Source organism: Streptomyces sp. SDT5-1 (assembly GCF_052245995.1).
In the GTDB taxonomy this organism is placed as follows: domain Bacteria; phylum Actinomycetota; class Actinomycetes; order Streptomycetales; family Streptomycetaceae; genus Streptomyces.
The window spans coordinates 6,778,803-6,793,893 of sequence record NZ_CM125963.1; the positions used below are offsets into that span (position 1 = coordinate 6,778,803).

General features: G+C 70.5%; 12 protein-coding genes and 1 tRNA gene. 11 read left to right on the top strand and 2 right to left on the bottom strand.

Annotation, left to right across the window (positions count from 1 at the left end; translation table 11 throughout):
- The first annotated feature begins 117 nt into the window (after nucleotides 1-117).
- On the top strand, nucleotides 118-1,350 hold the full coding sequence (gene frc / locus ACTWJ8_RS31055; RefSeq protein ID WP_356379749.1) for a formyl-CoA transferase: 1,233 nt from the start codon (nucleotides 118-120) through the stop codon (nucleotides 1,348-1,350).
- Nucleotides 1,351-1,845 carry a beta-class carbonic anhydrase gene (locus ACTWJ8_RS31060; RefSeq protein WP_356379603.1) on the top strand — a complete coding sequence of 165 codons (495 nt, stop codon included), beginning with the start codon at nucleotides 1,351-1,353 and terminating at the stop codon, nucleotides 1,843-1,845.
- Nucleotides 1,846-1,893: 48 nt separating this feature from the next.
- Here the strand turns inward: ACTWJ8_RS31060 and ACTWJ8_RS31065 are convergent, their stop codons facing one another.
- Complete coding sequence (locus tag ACTWJ8_RS31065) at nucleotides 1,894-2,586, bottom strand: GntR family transcriptional regulator (protein ID WP_443260909.1); 693 nt, start codon at nucleotides 2,584-2,586, stop codon at nucleotides 1,894-1,896.
- Between the two features lie 199 nt (nucleotides 2,587-2,785).
- Here ACTWJ8_RS31065 and ACTWJ8_RS31070 point away from each other — a divergent pair, with 199 nt between their 5' ends.
- The 7 genes from ACTWJ8_RS31070 (at nucleotide 2,786) to ACTWJ8_RS31100 (ending at nucleotide 10,864) form a co-directional block, all read left to right on the top strand.
- Nucleotides 2,786-3,499 carry an acyl-CoA dehydrogenase family protein gene (locus ACTWJ8_RS31070; protein WP_443260910.1) on the top strand — a complete coding sequence of 238 codons (714 nt, stop codon included), beginning with the start codon at nucleotides 2,786-2,788 and terminating at the stop codon, nucleotides 3,497-3,499.
- 133 nt (nucleotides 3,500-3,632) lie between these two features.
- Nucleotides 3,633-4,127, top strand: a complete 495-nt coding sequence (locus ACTWJ8_RS31075) for a formate dehydrogenase subunit gamma (RefSeq protein ID WP_356379612.1) — start codon at nucleotides 3,633-3,635, stop codon at nucleotides 4,125-4,127.
- An 18-nt stretch (nucleotides 4,128-4,145) separates the two neighbouring features.
- Nucleotides 4,146-5,744, top strand: a complete 1,599-nt coding sequence (locus ACTWJ8_RS31080) for a formate dehydrogenase beta subunit (RefSeq protein ID WP_443265047.1) — start codon at nucleotides 4,146-4,148, stop codon at nucleotides 5,742-5,744.
- Nucleotides 5,741-8,551 (top strand): formate dehydrogenase subunit alpha, encoded by a 2,811-nt coding sequence (gene fdhF / locus ACTWJ8_RS31085; protein WP_356379618.1) that lies wholly within the window; start codon nucleotides 5,741-5,743, stop codon nucleotides 8,549-8,551. The genes ACTWJ8_RS31080 and fdhF overlap by 4 nt, the downstream gene beginning before the upstream one ends.
- Before the next feature lies 1 nt (nucleotide 8,552).
- Nucleotides 8,553-8,765, top strand: a complete 213-nt coding sequence (locus ACTWJ8_RS31090; RefSeq protein ID WP_356379621.1) for a formate dehydrogenase subunit delta — start codon at nucleotides 8,553-8,555, stop codon at nucleotides 8,763-8,765.
- A gap of 155 nt (nucleotides 8,766-8,920) precedes the next feature.
- The gene (locus ACTWJ8_RS31095) at nucleotides 8,921-9,892 is read left to right on the top strand and encodes a 2-dehydropantoate 2-reductase (RefSeq protein ID WP_443260911.1); all 972 of its coding nucleotides are present in this window, start codon (nucleotides 8,921-8,923) and stop codon (nucleotides 9,890-9,892) included.
- A gap of 39 nt (nucleotides 9,893-9,931) precedes the next feature.
- Entirely contained in the window at nucleotides 9,932-10,864 is a 933-nt protein-coding gene (locus tag ACTWJ8_RS31100; RefSeq protein ID WP_443265048.1) for a LysR family transcriptional regulator, read from the top strand.
- A gap of 556 nt (nucleotides 10,865-11,420) precedes the next feature.
- Here the strand turns inward: ACTWJ8_RS31100 and ACTWJ8_RS31105 are convergent.
- On the bottom strand, nucleotides 11,421-12,800 hold the full coding sequence (locus ACTWJ8_RS31105) for an AMP-binding protein (protein ID WP_443260912.1): 1,380 nt from the start codon (nucleotides 12,798-12,800) through the stop codon (nucleotides 11,421-11,423).
- A 255-nt stretch (nucleotides 12,801-13,055) separates the two neighbouring features.
- On the opposite strand from ACTWJ8_RS31105, the gene oxc reads away from it, so the two are divergent.
- A complete protein-coding gene (gene oxc / locus ACTWJ8_RS31110) occupies nucleotides 13,056-14,795 on the top strand; it encodes an oxalyl-CoA decarboxylase (RefSeq protein WP_443260913.1) in 1,740 nt (579 codons plus the stop codon).
- Nucleotides 14,796-14,907: 112 nt separating this feature from the next.
- Nucleotides 14,908-14,992: transfer RNA gene (locus tag ACTWJ8_RS31115), tRNA-Leu, on the top strand.
- Nucleotides 14,993-15,091 lie beyond the last annotated feature (99 nt).

Genomic DNA, 15,091 nt, shown 5'->3' on the forward strand with positions numbered 1-15,091 from the left:
TCGACGAATACTGTATGAAGAGGGTTATCCCTCACTGGGTGGCTGAGTGTCCAGGGTCGTGCGGATCTCTGTACCGACCTTTTAACTCCGAACGGACTAGCGAGAGGTGAGGTGTCGATCATGACCAGGGCTCTGGAGGGCGTGCGCGTCCTCGACATGACGCACGTTCAGTCGGGTCCGTCCGCGACGCAGCTCCTTGCGTGGCTGGGTGCGGACGTCGTCAAACTGGAGGCGCCGAGCGGTGACATCACGCGCAAGCAGCTGCGTGACATCCCGGACGTCGACTCCCTCTACTTCACGATGCTCAACTGCAACAAGCGGAGCATCACCCTCAACACGAAGAGCGAGCGCGGCAAGGAGATCCTCACCGAGCTGATCCGCCGCTCGGACGTCATGGTGGAGAACTTCGGTCCGGGAGCCGTGGACCGGATGGGCTTCACCTGGGACCGCATCCAGGAGATCAACCCCCGCATCATCTACGCCTCCATCAAGGGCTTCGGCGAGGGTCCCTACACGAACTTCAAGGCGTACGAGGTGGTGGCCCAGGCCATGGGTGGCTCGATGTCGACCACCGGCTTCGAGGACGGCCCGCCGACGGCCACGGGCGCGCAGATCGGCGACTCGGGCACGGGCATCCACACCGTCGCCGGCATCCTGGCCGCCCTGTTCCAGCGCGAGCACACCGGACGCGGCCAGCGGGTCAACGTCGCGATGCAGCACTCGGTGCTGAACCTGTGCCGTGTGAAGCTGCGCGACCAACAGCGCCTGGCGCACGGCCCGTTGGCCGAGTACCCGAACGAGGACTTCGGCGACGAGGTGCCCCGCTCCGGCAACGCCTCCGGCGGCGGACAGCCCGGCTGGGCCGTCAAGTGCGCGCCCGGCGGACCCAACGACTACGTCTACGTCATCGTGCAGCCCGTCGGCTGGAAGCCGATAGCGGAGCTGATAGGCAGGCCGGAGATGGCGGACGACCCGGAGTGGTCGACCCCGGAGGCCCGGCTGCCGAAGCTGAACAAGATGTTCCAGCTGATCGAGGAGTGGTCCTCGACGCTCCCCAAGTGGGAGGTCCTCGACAAGCTGAACGCCCACAACATCCCGTGCGGGCCGATCCTCTCCACCAAGGAGATCATCGAGGACGAGTCGCTCGCCGCCAACGACATGGTCGTCGAGGTGTCCCACCCGGGCCGCGGCTCGTACGTCACGGTGGGCAACCCGCTCAAGCTCTCCGACTCGCCCACCACGATCTCCGGCTCCCCGCTGCTCGGCGAGCACAACAAGGACATCTACTCCACCGAACTCGGGCTCGACGAAGCCGAATTGGCTCAGCTCGCCGAACAGGGCGTCATCTGAATGGGTACCGTCGTCGACCGCCTCGTCGAGGCCAACGAACGGTACGCCGCGGCCTTCACCGACCCCGGCATGGACGCGCGCCCGGTCATGGAGGTGGCCGTCGTCGCCTGCATGGACGCCCGGCTCGACCTGCACGCCGCGCTCGGCCTGCAGCTCGGCGACTGCCACACGGTCCGCAACGCGGGCGGGGTCGTCACCGATGACACCATCCGCTCCCTCGCGATCAGCCAGCGGGCCCTCGGTACCCGGAGCGTGGTGCTGATCCACCACACCGACTGCGGCCTCGAGTCACTGACCGAGGAGTTCCGGCAGGAGCTGGAGCGCGAGGTCGGGCAGCGGCCGACGTGGGCGGTGGAGGGGTTCACCGATGTCGACCAGGACGTGCGCCAGTCGCTGCGGAAGGTGCGTACGTCGCCGTTCCTGCCGCACACCGACGACGTCCGCGGATTCGTCTTCGACGTACGGACGGGGCTGCTGCGGGAAGTCACCGCCTAGCAGCCCCGCCCGGTCGTCGTCCCGGTCCGCCGCGACCGGTCCGGAGCCTCAGTCGCCCGGACCGGCCGCGGCCTCGATCTGGGCGCAGTAGAAGTCGGTCGTGTTCTGGGTGTGCCGGCGCATCAGCGCCTCCGCGTGGTCCGGGTCGCCCGCGGCGATCGCCTTGATGATCAGCGCGTGCTCGTTCCAGGCGTCGTTGCCGCGGGGCTTGGCGATGGGCGTGTAGTACCAGCGCACCCGCTGGTCGACCTGGGGGATCAGCTCGGCGAGCACCGCGTTGCGGGACAGCGTGGTGATGTGGGAGTGCAGTGTGGCGTTCGCCTCGACGATGGCGCGCGCGTCCTGCGCCGCGAGCGCGTCGAGCCCCACTCGCTGGAGCTCCCACAGGCGTGCCACATCGTCCGGCGTCGCGTGCTCGGCCGCGCCGCGCGCCGAGTACGTCTCCAACACGGCCCGGACGCCGAGCAGTTGGGCGCACTCCTCGACGGTGGGGGAGTGCACGAACGCCCCCTGGGCTGGGCGCAGATCGACCCAGCCGGCCGTCTGGAGTCGTTGCAGCGCCTCGCGGACCGGCTGCCTGCTGACGCCCAGGTGCTCGGCGAGCTCGGCCTCGACGAGGTGCTGCCCGGGACGCAGCGTGCCGTTGATGATCATCTCGATGAGGGCGTCGTGGACGGCCTGGCGCAGCGGTACGGGTCGGGTGATCGGACCGCGGACGGCCACGGCTGGAATCTCGGGCATGGCGGAGCCCTCCCTTGTTCGTCCGCTGACGCGACGTCAGAGGCGCTGGGATACTGACTTTAGTATGCAATAGACAGTTTGTAACTGCGCTTGTTCGCAAGGGAGTTGAAACTCGGCCGTCCGCAACCCTGGCGTCATCCCGTCGATCCGCATACTGTATGCAATTACTGAGTCGTTCTGCTGACGAGGGGGTCGCCCCGTGTCGTACCGCACCGCACTCGCTCACGTCCTCACCGGTGCCGTCGCAACTGGCGGCGAACCGGCCCGCATGCAAGGCAAGTTCCCCCGCTCCGGAGTCACCGCGCTCGGCCGCGCCGGACTCCTCGGCCTCACCGTCGCCCGTGAACTCGGCGGCGGCGGGCGCGGGTTGGCGGAGGCCGCCGACGTCGTGGACCGCGTCGCGCGCGTCTGCCCGGCCGCCGCGACCGTGCTCCGCTCGCACTACGCGGCGGTCGCCGTCCTGGAGGCGCACGGCGGGCCCTGGGTGCGCGCCGAGATCGCCGCGGGACGTCATCTGTGCTCGCTCGCCCTCGACGATGCGGGGCCCGGATCGACGGCCCACCGCGCCGGAGACGTCGTCACCCTGCGCGGCCGCAAGCGGCAGGTGGTCGCCGCCGGCGAGGCCGACAGCTATCTCTGGTCGAGCGGTCCGAGCGCGCCGGGCGTCGGTGGGCGCAGCCTGTGGCTGGTCCCCGCCCATGCCCCCGACCTGTACGTGCCGGCCCGCGCGACGGGCCCCGGCCCGAGCGGCAGCGCGACCTCCACGGTCTGCGCCGACCCCGTGCTCGTACCGTCGTCGGCGCTGCTCGGCGAGGACGGCGGCGGCGAGCGGCTCGTGCGGGACGTCGTGGGGCCGTGGCTGGCCGCGCTGCGGGTGGCGGCGGACCAGGAGCCCGTGCTCGTGGCCTTGTGAACACCGGCCCGGTGTACGGAAGTCGGGAGATCGACCGGGTTCGATTCCGTCCCGCTTCTTTACACCGGGCTTCTGTATACAGAAGTCTGTATGGGGTAGTGCCGGGGTCTCCTGCACCCGCGCGGAGGCCCGCATGACGGAAGGCGGAGCGATCATGACGACCAGCGGGACGGACGTGTCGGTCGAGGGCGTGGTCAGGAGGGCGGCCGCGGCACACCGCGGCGAACGCGGCGCGCTGCTGCCCGTACTCCACGCCGTGCAGGCCGAGTTGGGGTGCGTACCGCAGGAGGCGATCCCCGTCCTCGCCGACGAGTTCAACCTCTCGCGGGCCGATGTGCACGGCGTCGTGACCTTCTACCACGACTTCCGCCGCGAACCCGCGGGCCGCTCCACCGTTCGCGTCTGCCGCGCCGAGGCCTGCCAGGCACTCGGCGCCGACCGACTCGTCGACCACGTGCGGGCCTCGGGCCTGACGCTCGGCGAGACCAGCGCCGACGGTCGCGTCACCGTCGAGCAGGTCTTCTGCCTCGGCAACTGCGCGCTCGGCCCCTCGGTGGAGGTGGACGGCCGGCTGCACGGGCGCGTGACCCCGGCCCGGCTCGGCGCGATGCTCGACGGGACGGTGTGAGAGGTGGCTTCCGACGACATGACGACCGTGTACGTACCGCGCGACGCGGCGGCCCGCTCCGTGGGCGCCGACGAAGTCGCGCAGCAGCTCCAGCTCGCCGCGATCGAGGGTGGGTTCGGCCTCGACGTCGTCCGCAACGGTTCGCGCGGACTGCTCTGGCTCGAGCCCCTCGTCGAGGTCGTCACCCCCGAGGGCCGCATCGGCTACGGGCCCGTCACCCCCGACGACGTACCCGGCCTGCTCGCCTCCGGAATGCTGGACGGCGCGGACCACCCGCTGCGGCTCGGCCCCGTCGACGAACTCCCGTGGCTCGCACGGCAGCAGCGCGTCACCTTCGCCCGCGTCGGCGTCACCGACCCGCTCTCGCCCGAGGACTACGAGGCCCACGGCGGCCTGCGCGGACTGCGCACGGCCCTGGGGATGACCCCCGCCGACGTCGTCACCGAGGTCACGGACTCCGGACTGCGGGGCCGCGGCGGCGCCGGATTCCCCGCGGGCATCAAATGGAAGACGGTCCTGGAATGCGCCGATGACACCAAGTTCATCTGCTGCAACGCCGACGAGGGCGACAGCGGCACGTTCGCCGACCGCATGGTCATGGAGGGCGACCCGTTCCTGCTCATCGAGGGCATGACGATCGCCGCCCACGCCGTCGGCGCGCGCGAGGGCTACCTCTACATCCGCTCCGAGTACCCCGATGCCATCGCCACCATGGGCGCCGCCATCGACATCGCCCGCGAACGCGGCTGGCTCGGCACCGGCGTCCTCGGCTCGGCGCTCGACTTCGACCTGCACATCCGCGTCGGCGCCGGCGCGTACATCTGCGGCGAGGAGACCTCCATGCTGGAGAGCCTGGAGGGCAAGCGCGGCATGGTCCGCGCCAAACCCCCTATCCCCGCGATCGAGGGCCTCTTCGGCAGGCCGACCGTCGTCAACAACGTCCTCACGCTGACCACCGTGCCCGTCGTCCTCGCCGACGGCGCCAAGGCCTACCAGGACCTCGGCGTCGGCCGCTCCCGCGGCACCCAGGTCTTCCAGCTCGGCGGCAACATCAAGCGCGGCGGCATCGTCGAGACCGCCTTCGGCATCACCCTGCGCGAGCTGATCGAGGAGTACGGCGGCGGCACCCTCAGCGGCCGCCCCGCACGCGCCGTGCAGGTCGGCGGGCCGCTCGGCGCGTATCTGCCCGAGGCACAGTTCGACCTGCCGATGGACTACGAGGCGCTCGCCGAGGCCGGGGCGATGCTCGGCCACGGCGGCGTCGTCGTCTTCGACGACACCGTCGACATGGCGGCGCAGGCCCGCTTCGCGATGGAGTTCTGCGCCGAGGAGTCCTGCGGCAAGTGCACGCCCTGCCGCGTCGGTTCGGTGCGCGGCGTCGAGGTCATCGACCGGATCGTCGCCGGTGAGCACCGCGACGAGAATCTCGCGCTGCTCGAGGACCTGTGCGAGCTGATGACCGATGGTTCACTGTGTGCCATGGGCGGGCTCACGCCGATGCCCGTACGCAGCGCGCTCGCGCACTTCGCCGACGACTTCGTCGACCGCGGCGACCGTCGGCTCCTGAAGATCCATTCCGTACAGCCGGGAAGCACTCGGACGGAGGGCCAGGCATGACACTCATGAAGGAACCCGACTTCGGCACTCCACAGCGCCCCGGAGCCGCCACGGTCTCGGTGGAGATCGACGGCCAGCGGGTGACGGTCCCCGAGGGCACGTCCGTCATGCGGGCCGCCGCCGAGGCCGGCATCGACGTACCGAAGCTGTGCGCCACCGACAGCCTGGAGGCCTTCGGCTCCTGCCGGCTGTGCGTCGTCGAGATCGACGGCCGCCGCGGCACTCCCGCCTCCTGTACGACACCGTGCTCGGACGGCATGTCGGTGCGGACGCAGACACCGAAGGTCGAGAAGCTCCGCCAAGGTGTCATGGAGCTGTACATCTCCGACCATCCGCTCGACTGCCTCACCTGCCCCGCCAACGGCGACTGCGAACTCCAGGACATGGCAGGCGTGGTGGGCCTGCGCCAGGTGCGCTACGGGTACGAGGGCGCGAACCACCTCGACGCCGAGAAGGACACCTCCAACCCGTACTTCGACTTCGACCCCTCCAAGTGCATCGCCTGCTCGCGCTGCGTGCGCGCCTGCGACGAGGTGCAGGGCACCTTCGCCCTCACCATCGAGGGGCGCGGCTTCGAGTCCAAGGTGTCGGCGGGCGCGGGGGAGTCGTTCCTGGACTCCGAGTGCGTGTCCTGCGGCGCCTGCGTCCAGGCCTGCCCCACCTCGACCCTGCAAGAGAAGTCGGTCGTCGACCTCGGCATGCCGACCCGCTCCGTCCTCACCACCTGCGCCTACTGCGGCGTCGGCTGCTCTTTCAAGGCCGAGCTGCGCGGCGACGAACTCGTCCGCATGGTCCCGTACAAGGACGGCGGCGCCAACGAAGGCCACTCCTGCGTGAAGGGCCGCTTCGCCTTCGGGTACGCCACCCACCCCGACCGCCAACTCAAGCCCATGGTGCGTGAGTCCATCACCGACCCGTGGCGCGAGGTCGAGTGGGACGAGGCGATCGGCACGGTCGCCCGCCGCTTCCGCGAGATCCAGGACCGGCACGGCGCGGGCGCGATCGGCGCCATCTCCTCGTCCCGGTGCACCAACGAAGAGGTGTACGTCGTCCAGAAGATGGTCCGCGCCGCCTTCGGCAACAACAACGTCGACACCTGCGCCCGCGTCTGCCACTCGCCGACCGGCTACGGGCTCAAGCAGACCTTCGGCGAATCGGCCGGCACCCAGGACTTCCGCTCCGTCGCCGAGGCCGACGTCATCATGGTCATCGGCGCCAACCCCACCGACGCCCACCCGGTGTTCGGGTCCCGCATGAAGCAGCGCCTGCGCGAGGGCGCCAAGCTCATCGTCGTCGACCCCCGCCGCATCGACCTCGTGCGCTCCCCGCACATCGAGGCCCAGCATCACCTCAGCCTGCGGCCCAGCACGAACGTCGCCGTCGTCAACGCCATGGCGCACGTCGTCGTCACCGAGGACCTCGTCGACAAGGACTTCGTCGACCGGCGCTGCGAGGGCTTCGACGAATGGGCCGAGTTCGTGGCCCGTCCCGAGAACAGCCCCGAGGCCACCGAGGAGATCACGGGCGTACCGGCCTCCGAACTGCGCGCGGCGGCCCGCCTGTACGCCACCGCCGGCAACGGCGCGATCTACTACGGCCTCGGCGTCACCGAGCACAGCCAGGGCTCGACGATGGTGATGGGCATGGCCAACCTCGCGATGGCCTGCGGAAACATAGGCCGCGACGGCGTAGGTGTGAACCCGCTGCGCGGGCAGAACAACGTACAGGGCTCCTGCGACATGGGCTCCTTCCCGCACGAGCTGCCGGGCTACCGGCACATCTCGGACGACGCCGTGCGGGGCGTCTTCGAGAACCTGTGGGGCGGCACCCTGCTCGCCGAACCGGGACTGCGCATCCCCAACATGTTCGACGCCGCGATCGAAGGAGACTTCCGCGGCCTGTTCGTGCACGGCGAGGACATCGCCCAGTCCGACCCGAACCTCCAGCACGTCACCGCGGCCCTCGAGGCCATGGACCTGGTCGTGGTCCAGGACCTGTTCCTCAACGAGACCGCCAAGTTCGCCCATGTCTTCCTGCCGGGCGCCTCCTTCCTGGAGAAGGACGGCACGTTCACCAACGCCGAGCGGCGCGTCAACCGGGTGCGGTCGGTGATGCCCCCGAAGTCCGGCAAGCACGAGTGGCAGATCGTGTGCGAGATCGCCACCGCCATGGGCTACGCCATGGAGTACGAGCACCCCTCGCAGATCATGGACGAGATCGCCTCGGTCACCCCGACGTTCTCCGGTGTCTCCTTCGACCTCATCGACAAGCTCGGCTCCATCCAGTGGCCGTGCAACGAGGAGGCCCCCGAGGGCACCCCCACCATGCACGTCGACGAGTTCGTGCGCGGCAAGGGCCGCTTCGTCGTCACCTCGTACGTGCCCACCAACGAACGCAGCACCCGCCGCTTCCCGCTGGTCCTCACCACGGGCCGGATCCTCAGCCAGTACAACGTCGGCGCGCAGACCCGGCGCACCGGCAACGTCGCCTGGCACGCCGAGGACATCCTCGAGGTCCACCCGCACGACGCCGAGGAGCGCGGCATCACCGACGGCGACCTCGTCACGCTCTCCAGCCGCGTCGGTGCGACGACGCTGCACGCGCAGATCTCCGACCGGATGCCACCGGGTGTCGTCTACACCACGTTCCACCACCCGGTGACGGGCGCGAACGTGGTCACCACGGAGAACTCCGACTGGGCGACCAACTGCCCGGAGTACAAGGTCACGGCCGTCCAGGTCGGACTCGCGCCCAAGGCGACCGCCGAGCGCGAGAACGCCGAGGAACTCGTCACGGTGGTGGACTGACATGGCGCACACGGTCCCGGCCGAGTGCCGGATGGCGAACGACATCGCGGCGAACCAGGCCCATCTGCCGGCCGCCGAGGCCGCACAGGCGATCGCGGGACACGTCACCAGGTTCTGGGACCCGAGGATGCGCAAGCGGCTCCACGCCCTCGTGGACGACGGAGCCGAAGGGCTCGACCCGCTCGTCGTCGAGGCCGTGAAACTCCTGCGCTGACACCGGCCCACCCCGGCCACCTTCCCAGCGGCCGCCGCGCGACAGGGCACGCGCGGCGGCCGCACCTCCTTACCGTCTTCCGTTCCGCGCGCTGTGCGGCGCGCGGGGGACGACGGCTGCGTACCTCCACACCCTCGAATCCAGGAGGCACCACGATGAAGATCGCAGTTCTCGGCGCCGGAGCCATCGGCGCGTACGTCGGCGCGGCCCTGCACCGCGGCGGCGCCGACGTGCACCTCGTCGCCCGCAGGGACCACCTGCGCGCCATCCAGGCCGACGGCGTCCGCGTCCTCAGCCCGCGCGGCGACTTCACCGCCCACCCGCACGCCACCGACGACCCGAACGAGATCGGGCCCGTCGACTACGTGTTCCTCGGCCTCAAGGCCCACTCGTACCCCTCGTGCGGATCGCTCGTCGCCCCGCTGATCGGCGAGCACACCGCGCTCGTCGCCGGGCAGAACGGCATCCCCTGGTGGTACTTCCACCAGCTCAAGGGACCGTACGAGGGTCGCCGCATCGAGGCCGTCGACCCCGGCGGCGCCACCAGCAAGGTGCTGCCGCCCGAGCGCGCCATCGGCTGCGTCGTCTACCCGGCCACCGTCATCGAGTCCCCCGGCGTCATCCGCCACATCGAAGGCACCCGCTTCTCCATCGGCGAACCCGACGGCAGTGTCTCGCGACGCTGCACCGACCTCAGCGAGGCCATGGTCGCGGGCGGCCTCAAGTGCCCCGTCGAGCAGAACCTGCGCGACGACATCTGGATCAAGCTGATGGGCAACGCGGCCTTCAACCCGATCAGCGCCCTCACCCGGGCCACCATGGTCGACATGTGCCGGCACCCCCTGACCCGCTCGATGGTGGCCCGCGTCATGGAGGAGATCCTCGACATCGCGGCCCGCGTCGGCTCCACCCCCGAGATCAGCATCGAGAAGCGGCTGCGCGGCGCCGAGGGCGTCGGAGCGCACAAGACCTCGATGCTCCAGGACTTGGAGGCCGGCAAACAACTGGAACTGGACGCCATCGTCACCGCCGTCGTCGAGATGGCCGACATCACCGGCGCCGAAGCACCCACGCTGCGCGCCATTCACGCGGCGACCGACCTATTGGCACGCACCGTGCAGCCGTAGCACGCTACGGATGAAGATCACGTGGCAGAGGAGTCGTTCATGCTGTTCCGGCAGTTGGAGTACTTTGTGGCGGTGGCGCGCGAGCGGCACTTCGCGCGGGCGGCCGAGTCCTGCTACGTCTCCCAGCCCGCGCTCTCGGCGGCCATCGCCAAGCTGGAGCGCGAGCTGAACGTCACGCTGATCAACCGCGGCCACAACTACCAGGGCCTCACCCCCGAGGGCGAGCGCCTGGTGGTGTGGGCGAAACGGATCCTCGCCGAGCAGGACGCGTTCAAGGCCGAGGTCGCCGCCGTGCAGTCCGGCATCACCGGCACGCTGCGCCTCGGCACCGACCCCACGGCGTCCACCACGATGGCGCTCCCGGTCGGCGCGTTCTGCTCCGCGCACCCGCTGGCGAAGGTCCAGGTCCGCTCCCGCCTCTCCACGAAGGAGCTCCACCGCCAGCTCCGTGACTTCGAACTCGACGTCGCCATCGCCCACTTCGACCCGGACGACCAGGAGGGCCTGCAAGTGGTCCCCCTCTACCAGGAGCGCTACATGCTCCTGGTCTCCGACGACCGCTTCACCTCCCGCACCGGCAGCCTCACCTGGTCGGACGCGGCGCAGCTCCCGCTGGCCCTGCTCACCCCCGACATGCGCATCCGCCAGATCATCGACAAGGTCTTCGCCAACAAGGGCCTGGAGGTCACCCCCCAGGTCGAGACCGACTCCATCGCCTCCCTGTACGCGCATGTGGGCGGCGGCGAATGGGCGAGCATCGTCCCCCACACCTGGCTCCGCGCGATGCCGGTGGTCGGCCGCACACGCGCGCTGCCGCTGATCGACCCTGAGGCCGGCGCCCAGATCTCGGTGGCGATCCACGCGGGCACCCCCGGCTCGGTGGCGGCCCGCGCCTTCGTGAGCGCGGCGACAGCCCTGAACCTGGACGAGGCGTTCGCGCAACGGGTGCCGACACCATCGGCACATGCCTGAGCACATCAGTCCTCCGCGACGCCTGACGTCGGGAGCACGCATCCCAAACTCTCTGCGACGCCCTGCGTGCGGGCCACGCCTCTCGAGCCGGTCCGGCGTCTGCGTGCGGGGCATGCCTTTCGAGCCGGTCCGGTGTCTGCGTGCGGGGCGTGCCTTTCGAGCCGGTCCGGTGTCTGCGGGCTGGGTGCGGGTTTCAAGTGGGGTTCGGCGTCTGCTGGTGGGGGGCGTTTCGAGCCGGTCCGGCGTCTGCCTGCGGGGCACGCCTGTCAAGCCGGTCCGGTGTCTGAGGGCTGGATGCACCTCCAAGCCGGTCCGGCGTCTGCGCGTGGGGGTACGCATTTCACGCGCTGCGGCGCGTGCGGGCGGGGGTACGTATTTTGAGCCCCTGCGGCGATTGAGCAGCGGGGTCCGGGGCGGAGCCCCGATCTTTTGACGCGCTCGGAGCGGATGCCGACCATTCGAGCCCCGCCGGCGATTGAGGCGCGGGGTCCGGGGCAGCGCCCCGAGGCCGTAACGACGGTGCGGCACCACGGGGCCCGGGGCGGAGCCCCGTGACTCACCCGTACCGCTCCCGCACCGCCAACCGATCCAAGCCCCCCTGCGCCGTCCGCGGCAACGCGGGCACGAACACGACCCGGTCCGGCACCGCCACCGCGGCCAACCGCTCCCGGCAGTACCGCAGAATCTCCGAAGGCTCCCCGCACTCCTCACCCCGCACCGCCACCACCGCCGCCCCGATCCGCTCCCCGCCCACGGCGAACACCGCCGCCTCCGCGACGGCCGGACACCCGGCGAGCACGTCCTCCACGTACTCCGGCGAGATCGAAAGCCCCCGCCGCACGATGAGGCTCTCGATCCGCCCGGCGAGCGACAGATACCCGTCCTCGTCCAGCGACCCCAGGTCCCCCGTCCGCAACCACCCCTCACCCGCCACCGTCGGCCCCGCCACCCACACCTCGCCCCGCACCCCGGCCGCACACTCCCGCCCGTCCCGGCCGACGACCCGCAGCCGCACCCCCGTCGCCCGCCCCACCGTCCCGTGCTTGAGCGGCCCGTCCTGCGGCAACGGCTCGCTGGCGATCTGGTGCGCCGCCTCCGTCATCCCGTACGCGGACAGCAACGGCGCCCCGAACATCCGCTCAAGAGCCCGCTGCGTCGCGGCATTGAGCGGCGCGCCACAGCTCCGTACGAACCGCAGCGGCGGCGGCACCGGCATGTCCGCGTCCGCCGACCGCTCGAGCAACTCCTCGTGGATCGTCGGCACCGCCGTGAACCAACTCGCCCCCGCCGCCCGCAGATCCGCCCAGAACGTCCCCGCCGAGAACCGGCCCCCCGCCGGCAGCAGCACCCGCCCCCCGCTCGCGAGCGTGGACAGCAGCGAGGCGAACAGACCGTGCCCGTGGAAGAACGGCATGACCGCCACGGTCGCGTCCTCGGGCCCCAACGCGTAGGTGGCACAGACGTTGTGGACGGCCGCCGCCACGTTCGCGTGCGTGAGCGACACCGTCCGGGCCCGCCCCGTGGCCCCCGCGGTGAACAGCACGAGCGCGTCGCCCCGCCGCCCACCCCCTTCGGCCTCCACGAACCCGTCACCGCTGAACACGGCCCGCGCCCCCGACGCCTTGACCCGCGCCCGCAGTTCGACGTCGCTCAGCGCCGGGTCGAGCGGCGCGACGACCACCCCCGCGCGCGCCGCACCGAGCAACACCCCTACGAATTCGACCGAGTTCCCCGCGACGAGCCCGAGCACATCACCGGCTCGCAGCCCCGCCGCCACACACCTCTCCGCCGCCCGCTCCGCGAGCGCGTCCACCTCCCCGTACGACAGGGGCACCCGCTCGTCGCCGACGAGCAGCGCGGGGGCATGGGGCCGCGCACGCACCTGCCGATCCAGGAGATCGACGAGGCCCGTGACGGTCGGCGCCGACGTGGCCATGCCTTCCACCTCCCCTCCCCAGCGAGCGTGCGGTGAGCCGCCGCGCACGTCCAATACGCACTCCCGAACAGCCGATAGCAGCCGCTTATGAAGCCCGAAACCCCAGTACACGCACGGGATTTGAGACGCGCTTGACTCTCGATAGACGCCGTTTATCGCCTGGAAGCCGATGGGTCTTGGACGGGGCGCCGGCGCCCTGTCGAAGGTGAGAACAGGAGCCGCACCGGCAGGACCGTCCAAGGAGGAACTCGGATCATGACCGCTGACTCGACCGCTGACCACACCGCCGAGGCCGCGGCAGGAGCCGACGCGCCGGCCGAGCTCACCGACGGCTACCACCTGGTCGTCGACGCCCTGAAGAAGAACGACGTCGACACGATCTACGGCCTCGTGGGCATCCCGGTGACGGACCTCGCCCGCCTCGCACAGGCCGAGGGCATCAAGTACATCGGCTTCCGCCACGAGTCGAACGCGGGCCACGCCGCCGCCATCGCCGGCTACCTCACCAAGAAGCCCGGCATCTGTCTGACGGTCTCGGCCCCCGGCTTCCTCAACGGCCTGGTCGCCCTCGCCAACGCCACCACCAACTGCTTCCCGATGGTGCAGATATCCGGCTCCAGCGAGCGCCACCTCGTCGACCTCAAGCAGGGCGACTACGAGGAGATGGACCAGCTCGCCGCCGCCCAGCCCTTCGTGAAGGCCGCCTACCGCGTCAGCCGCGTCGAGGACATCGGCCGCGGCATCGCCCGCGCCCTGCGCACCGCGATCTCAGGACGCCCCGGCGGCGTCTACCTCGACATCCCGGCGGCCGTGCTCGGCGCGGTCATGGACAAGGAGGAGGGCGACCGCACCCTCTCCCGCCTCGTCGACCCGGCCCCGCGCCAGCTCCCCGCGCCCGAGGCGGTGGACCGCGCGATCGACCTCCTGGAGAACGCCGAGCGCCCGCTGATCGTCCTCGGCAAGGGCGCCGCGTACGCGCAGGCCGACGAGAAGATCCGCGACCTCATCGAGTCGACGGGCATCCCGTACGTACCGATGTCGATGGCGAAGGGCCTGCTCCGCGACGACCACCCGCAGTCCGCGGCCACCGCCCGCTCCCTCGCCCTCAAGAAGGCCGACGTCGTGATGCTCGTCGGCGCCCGCCTGAACTGGCTGCTCAACCACGGCGAGCGCGGCTGGAATCCGGACGCCAAGTTCATCCAGGTCGATATCGAGGCCAAGGAGATGGACTCCAACCAGCCGATCGCGGCCCCGCTCGTCGGCGACATCGAGTCCGTCCTCGACCAGCTCGCCGACCGTACGAAGCCCGGCCGGATCGCCGCGCCCACCGCCTGGCGCGACGAGCTGGCGGCCCGCTCGGAGCAGAACGTCGCCAAGATGGCCAAGCGCCTGGAGGCGAACCCGCACCCCATGCAGTTCATGGGCGCGCTGAAGGCTGTCCGTGACGTCGTCCACCAGCACCCGGAGACGTACATCGTGAACGAGGGCGCCAACACCCTCGACATCGCCCGCAACGTCATCGACATGCACCACCCGCGCCGCCGCCTGGACTCCGGCACGTGGGGCGTCATGGGCATCGGCATGGGGTACGCGATCGCGGCGGCGGTCGAGAGCGGGGGAGCGCCCGTCGTCGCCATCGAGGGCGACAGCGCCTTCGGCTTCAGCGGCATGGAGCTGGAGACGATCTGCCGCTACAACCTGCCGGTGGTCACCGTCGTCATGAACAACGGCGGCGTCTACCGAGGCGACGAGACCATCGACGGCGCCCCCGCCCCCACGACGCTGATGAGCGCGGCCCGCCACGACCGGATGATCGAGTCCTTCGGCGGCAAGGGGTACCGCGCGACGACCCCCGCCGAGGTCACGGCGGCCCTGACCGAGGCCATCGCCGCCGGCGTCCCGGCCTTGATCGACTGCGTGATCGACCCGTCTGCCGGCACGGAGAGCGGCCACATCGCCCACCTGAACCCGAAGGGCATCGGCATCAAGAAGTAGTCACCCTCCGTGTCCGGGAGTGCACCGATACGCAGGTGAAAGCCACTCCGAAACCTTGGTATTGTTGAGGTGTCGCCGCGGGGAACGTCCCGCGCCAAGCGATGCTCACCTTGTCCGGGTGGCGGAATGGCAGACGCGCTAGCTTGAGGTGCTAGTGCCCTTTATCGGGCGTGGGGGTTCAAGTCCCCCCTCGGACACTTCACGGAGTGCCGGTCGAGATCTTTCTCGACCGGCACTTTTCGTTGTTCGCCCCCGTTTGCGCCGGTCAGGGCGGGGCAGACGCGATCTTGGGCCAT

What these genes read in the sequence shown, in the direction of transcription:
- ACTWJ8_RS31060 (WP_356379603.1), top strand. Translation starts at nt 1,351, where the DNA reads ATGGGTACCGTCGTCGACCGCCTCGTCGAGGCCAACGAACGGTACGCC.
- ACTWJ8_RS31065 (WP_443260909.1), bottom strand. Translation starts at nt 2,586, where the DNA reads ATGCCCGAGATTCCAGCCGTGGCCGTCCGCGGTCCGATCACCCGACCC.
- ACTWJ8_RS31075 (WP_356379612.1), top strand. Translation starts at nt 3,633, where the DNA reads ATGACGGAAGGCGGAGCGATCATGACGACCAGCGGGACGGACGTGTCG.
- ACTWJ8_RS31080 (WP_443265047.1), top strand. Translation starts at nt 4,146, where the DNA reads ATGACGACCGTGTACGTACCGCGCGACGCGGCGGCCCGCTCCGTGGGC.
- fdhF (WP_356379618.1), top strand. Translation starts at nt 5,741, where the DNA reads ATGACACTCATGAAGGAACCCGACTTCGGCACTCCACAGCGCCCCGGA.
- ACTWJ8_RS31090 (WP_356379621.1), top strand. Translation starts at nt 8,553, where the DNA reads ATGGCGCACACGGTCCCGGCCGAGTGCCGGATGGCGAACGACATCGCG.
- ACTWJ8_RS31095 (WP_443260911.1), top strand. Translation starts at nt 8,921, where the DNA reads ATGAAGATCGCAGTTCTCGGCGCCGGAGCCATCGGCGCGTACGTCGGC.
- ACTWJ8_RS31100 (WP_443265048.1), top strand. Translation starts at nt 9,932, where the DNA reads ATGCTGTTCCGGCAGTTGGAGTACTTTGTGGCGGTGGCGCGCGAGCGG.
- ACTWJ8_RS31105 (WP_443260912.1), bottom strand. Translation starts at nt 12,800, where the DNA reads ATGGCCACGTCGGCGCCGACCGTCACGGGCCTCGTCGATCTCCTGGAT.
- oxc (WP_443260913.1), top strand. Translation starts at nt 13,056, where the DNA reads ATGACCGCTGACTCGACCGCTGACCACACCGCCGAGGCCGCGGCAGGA.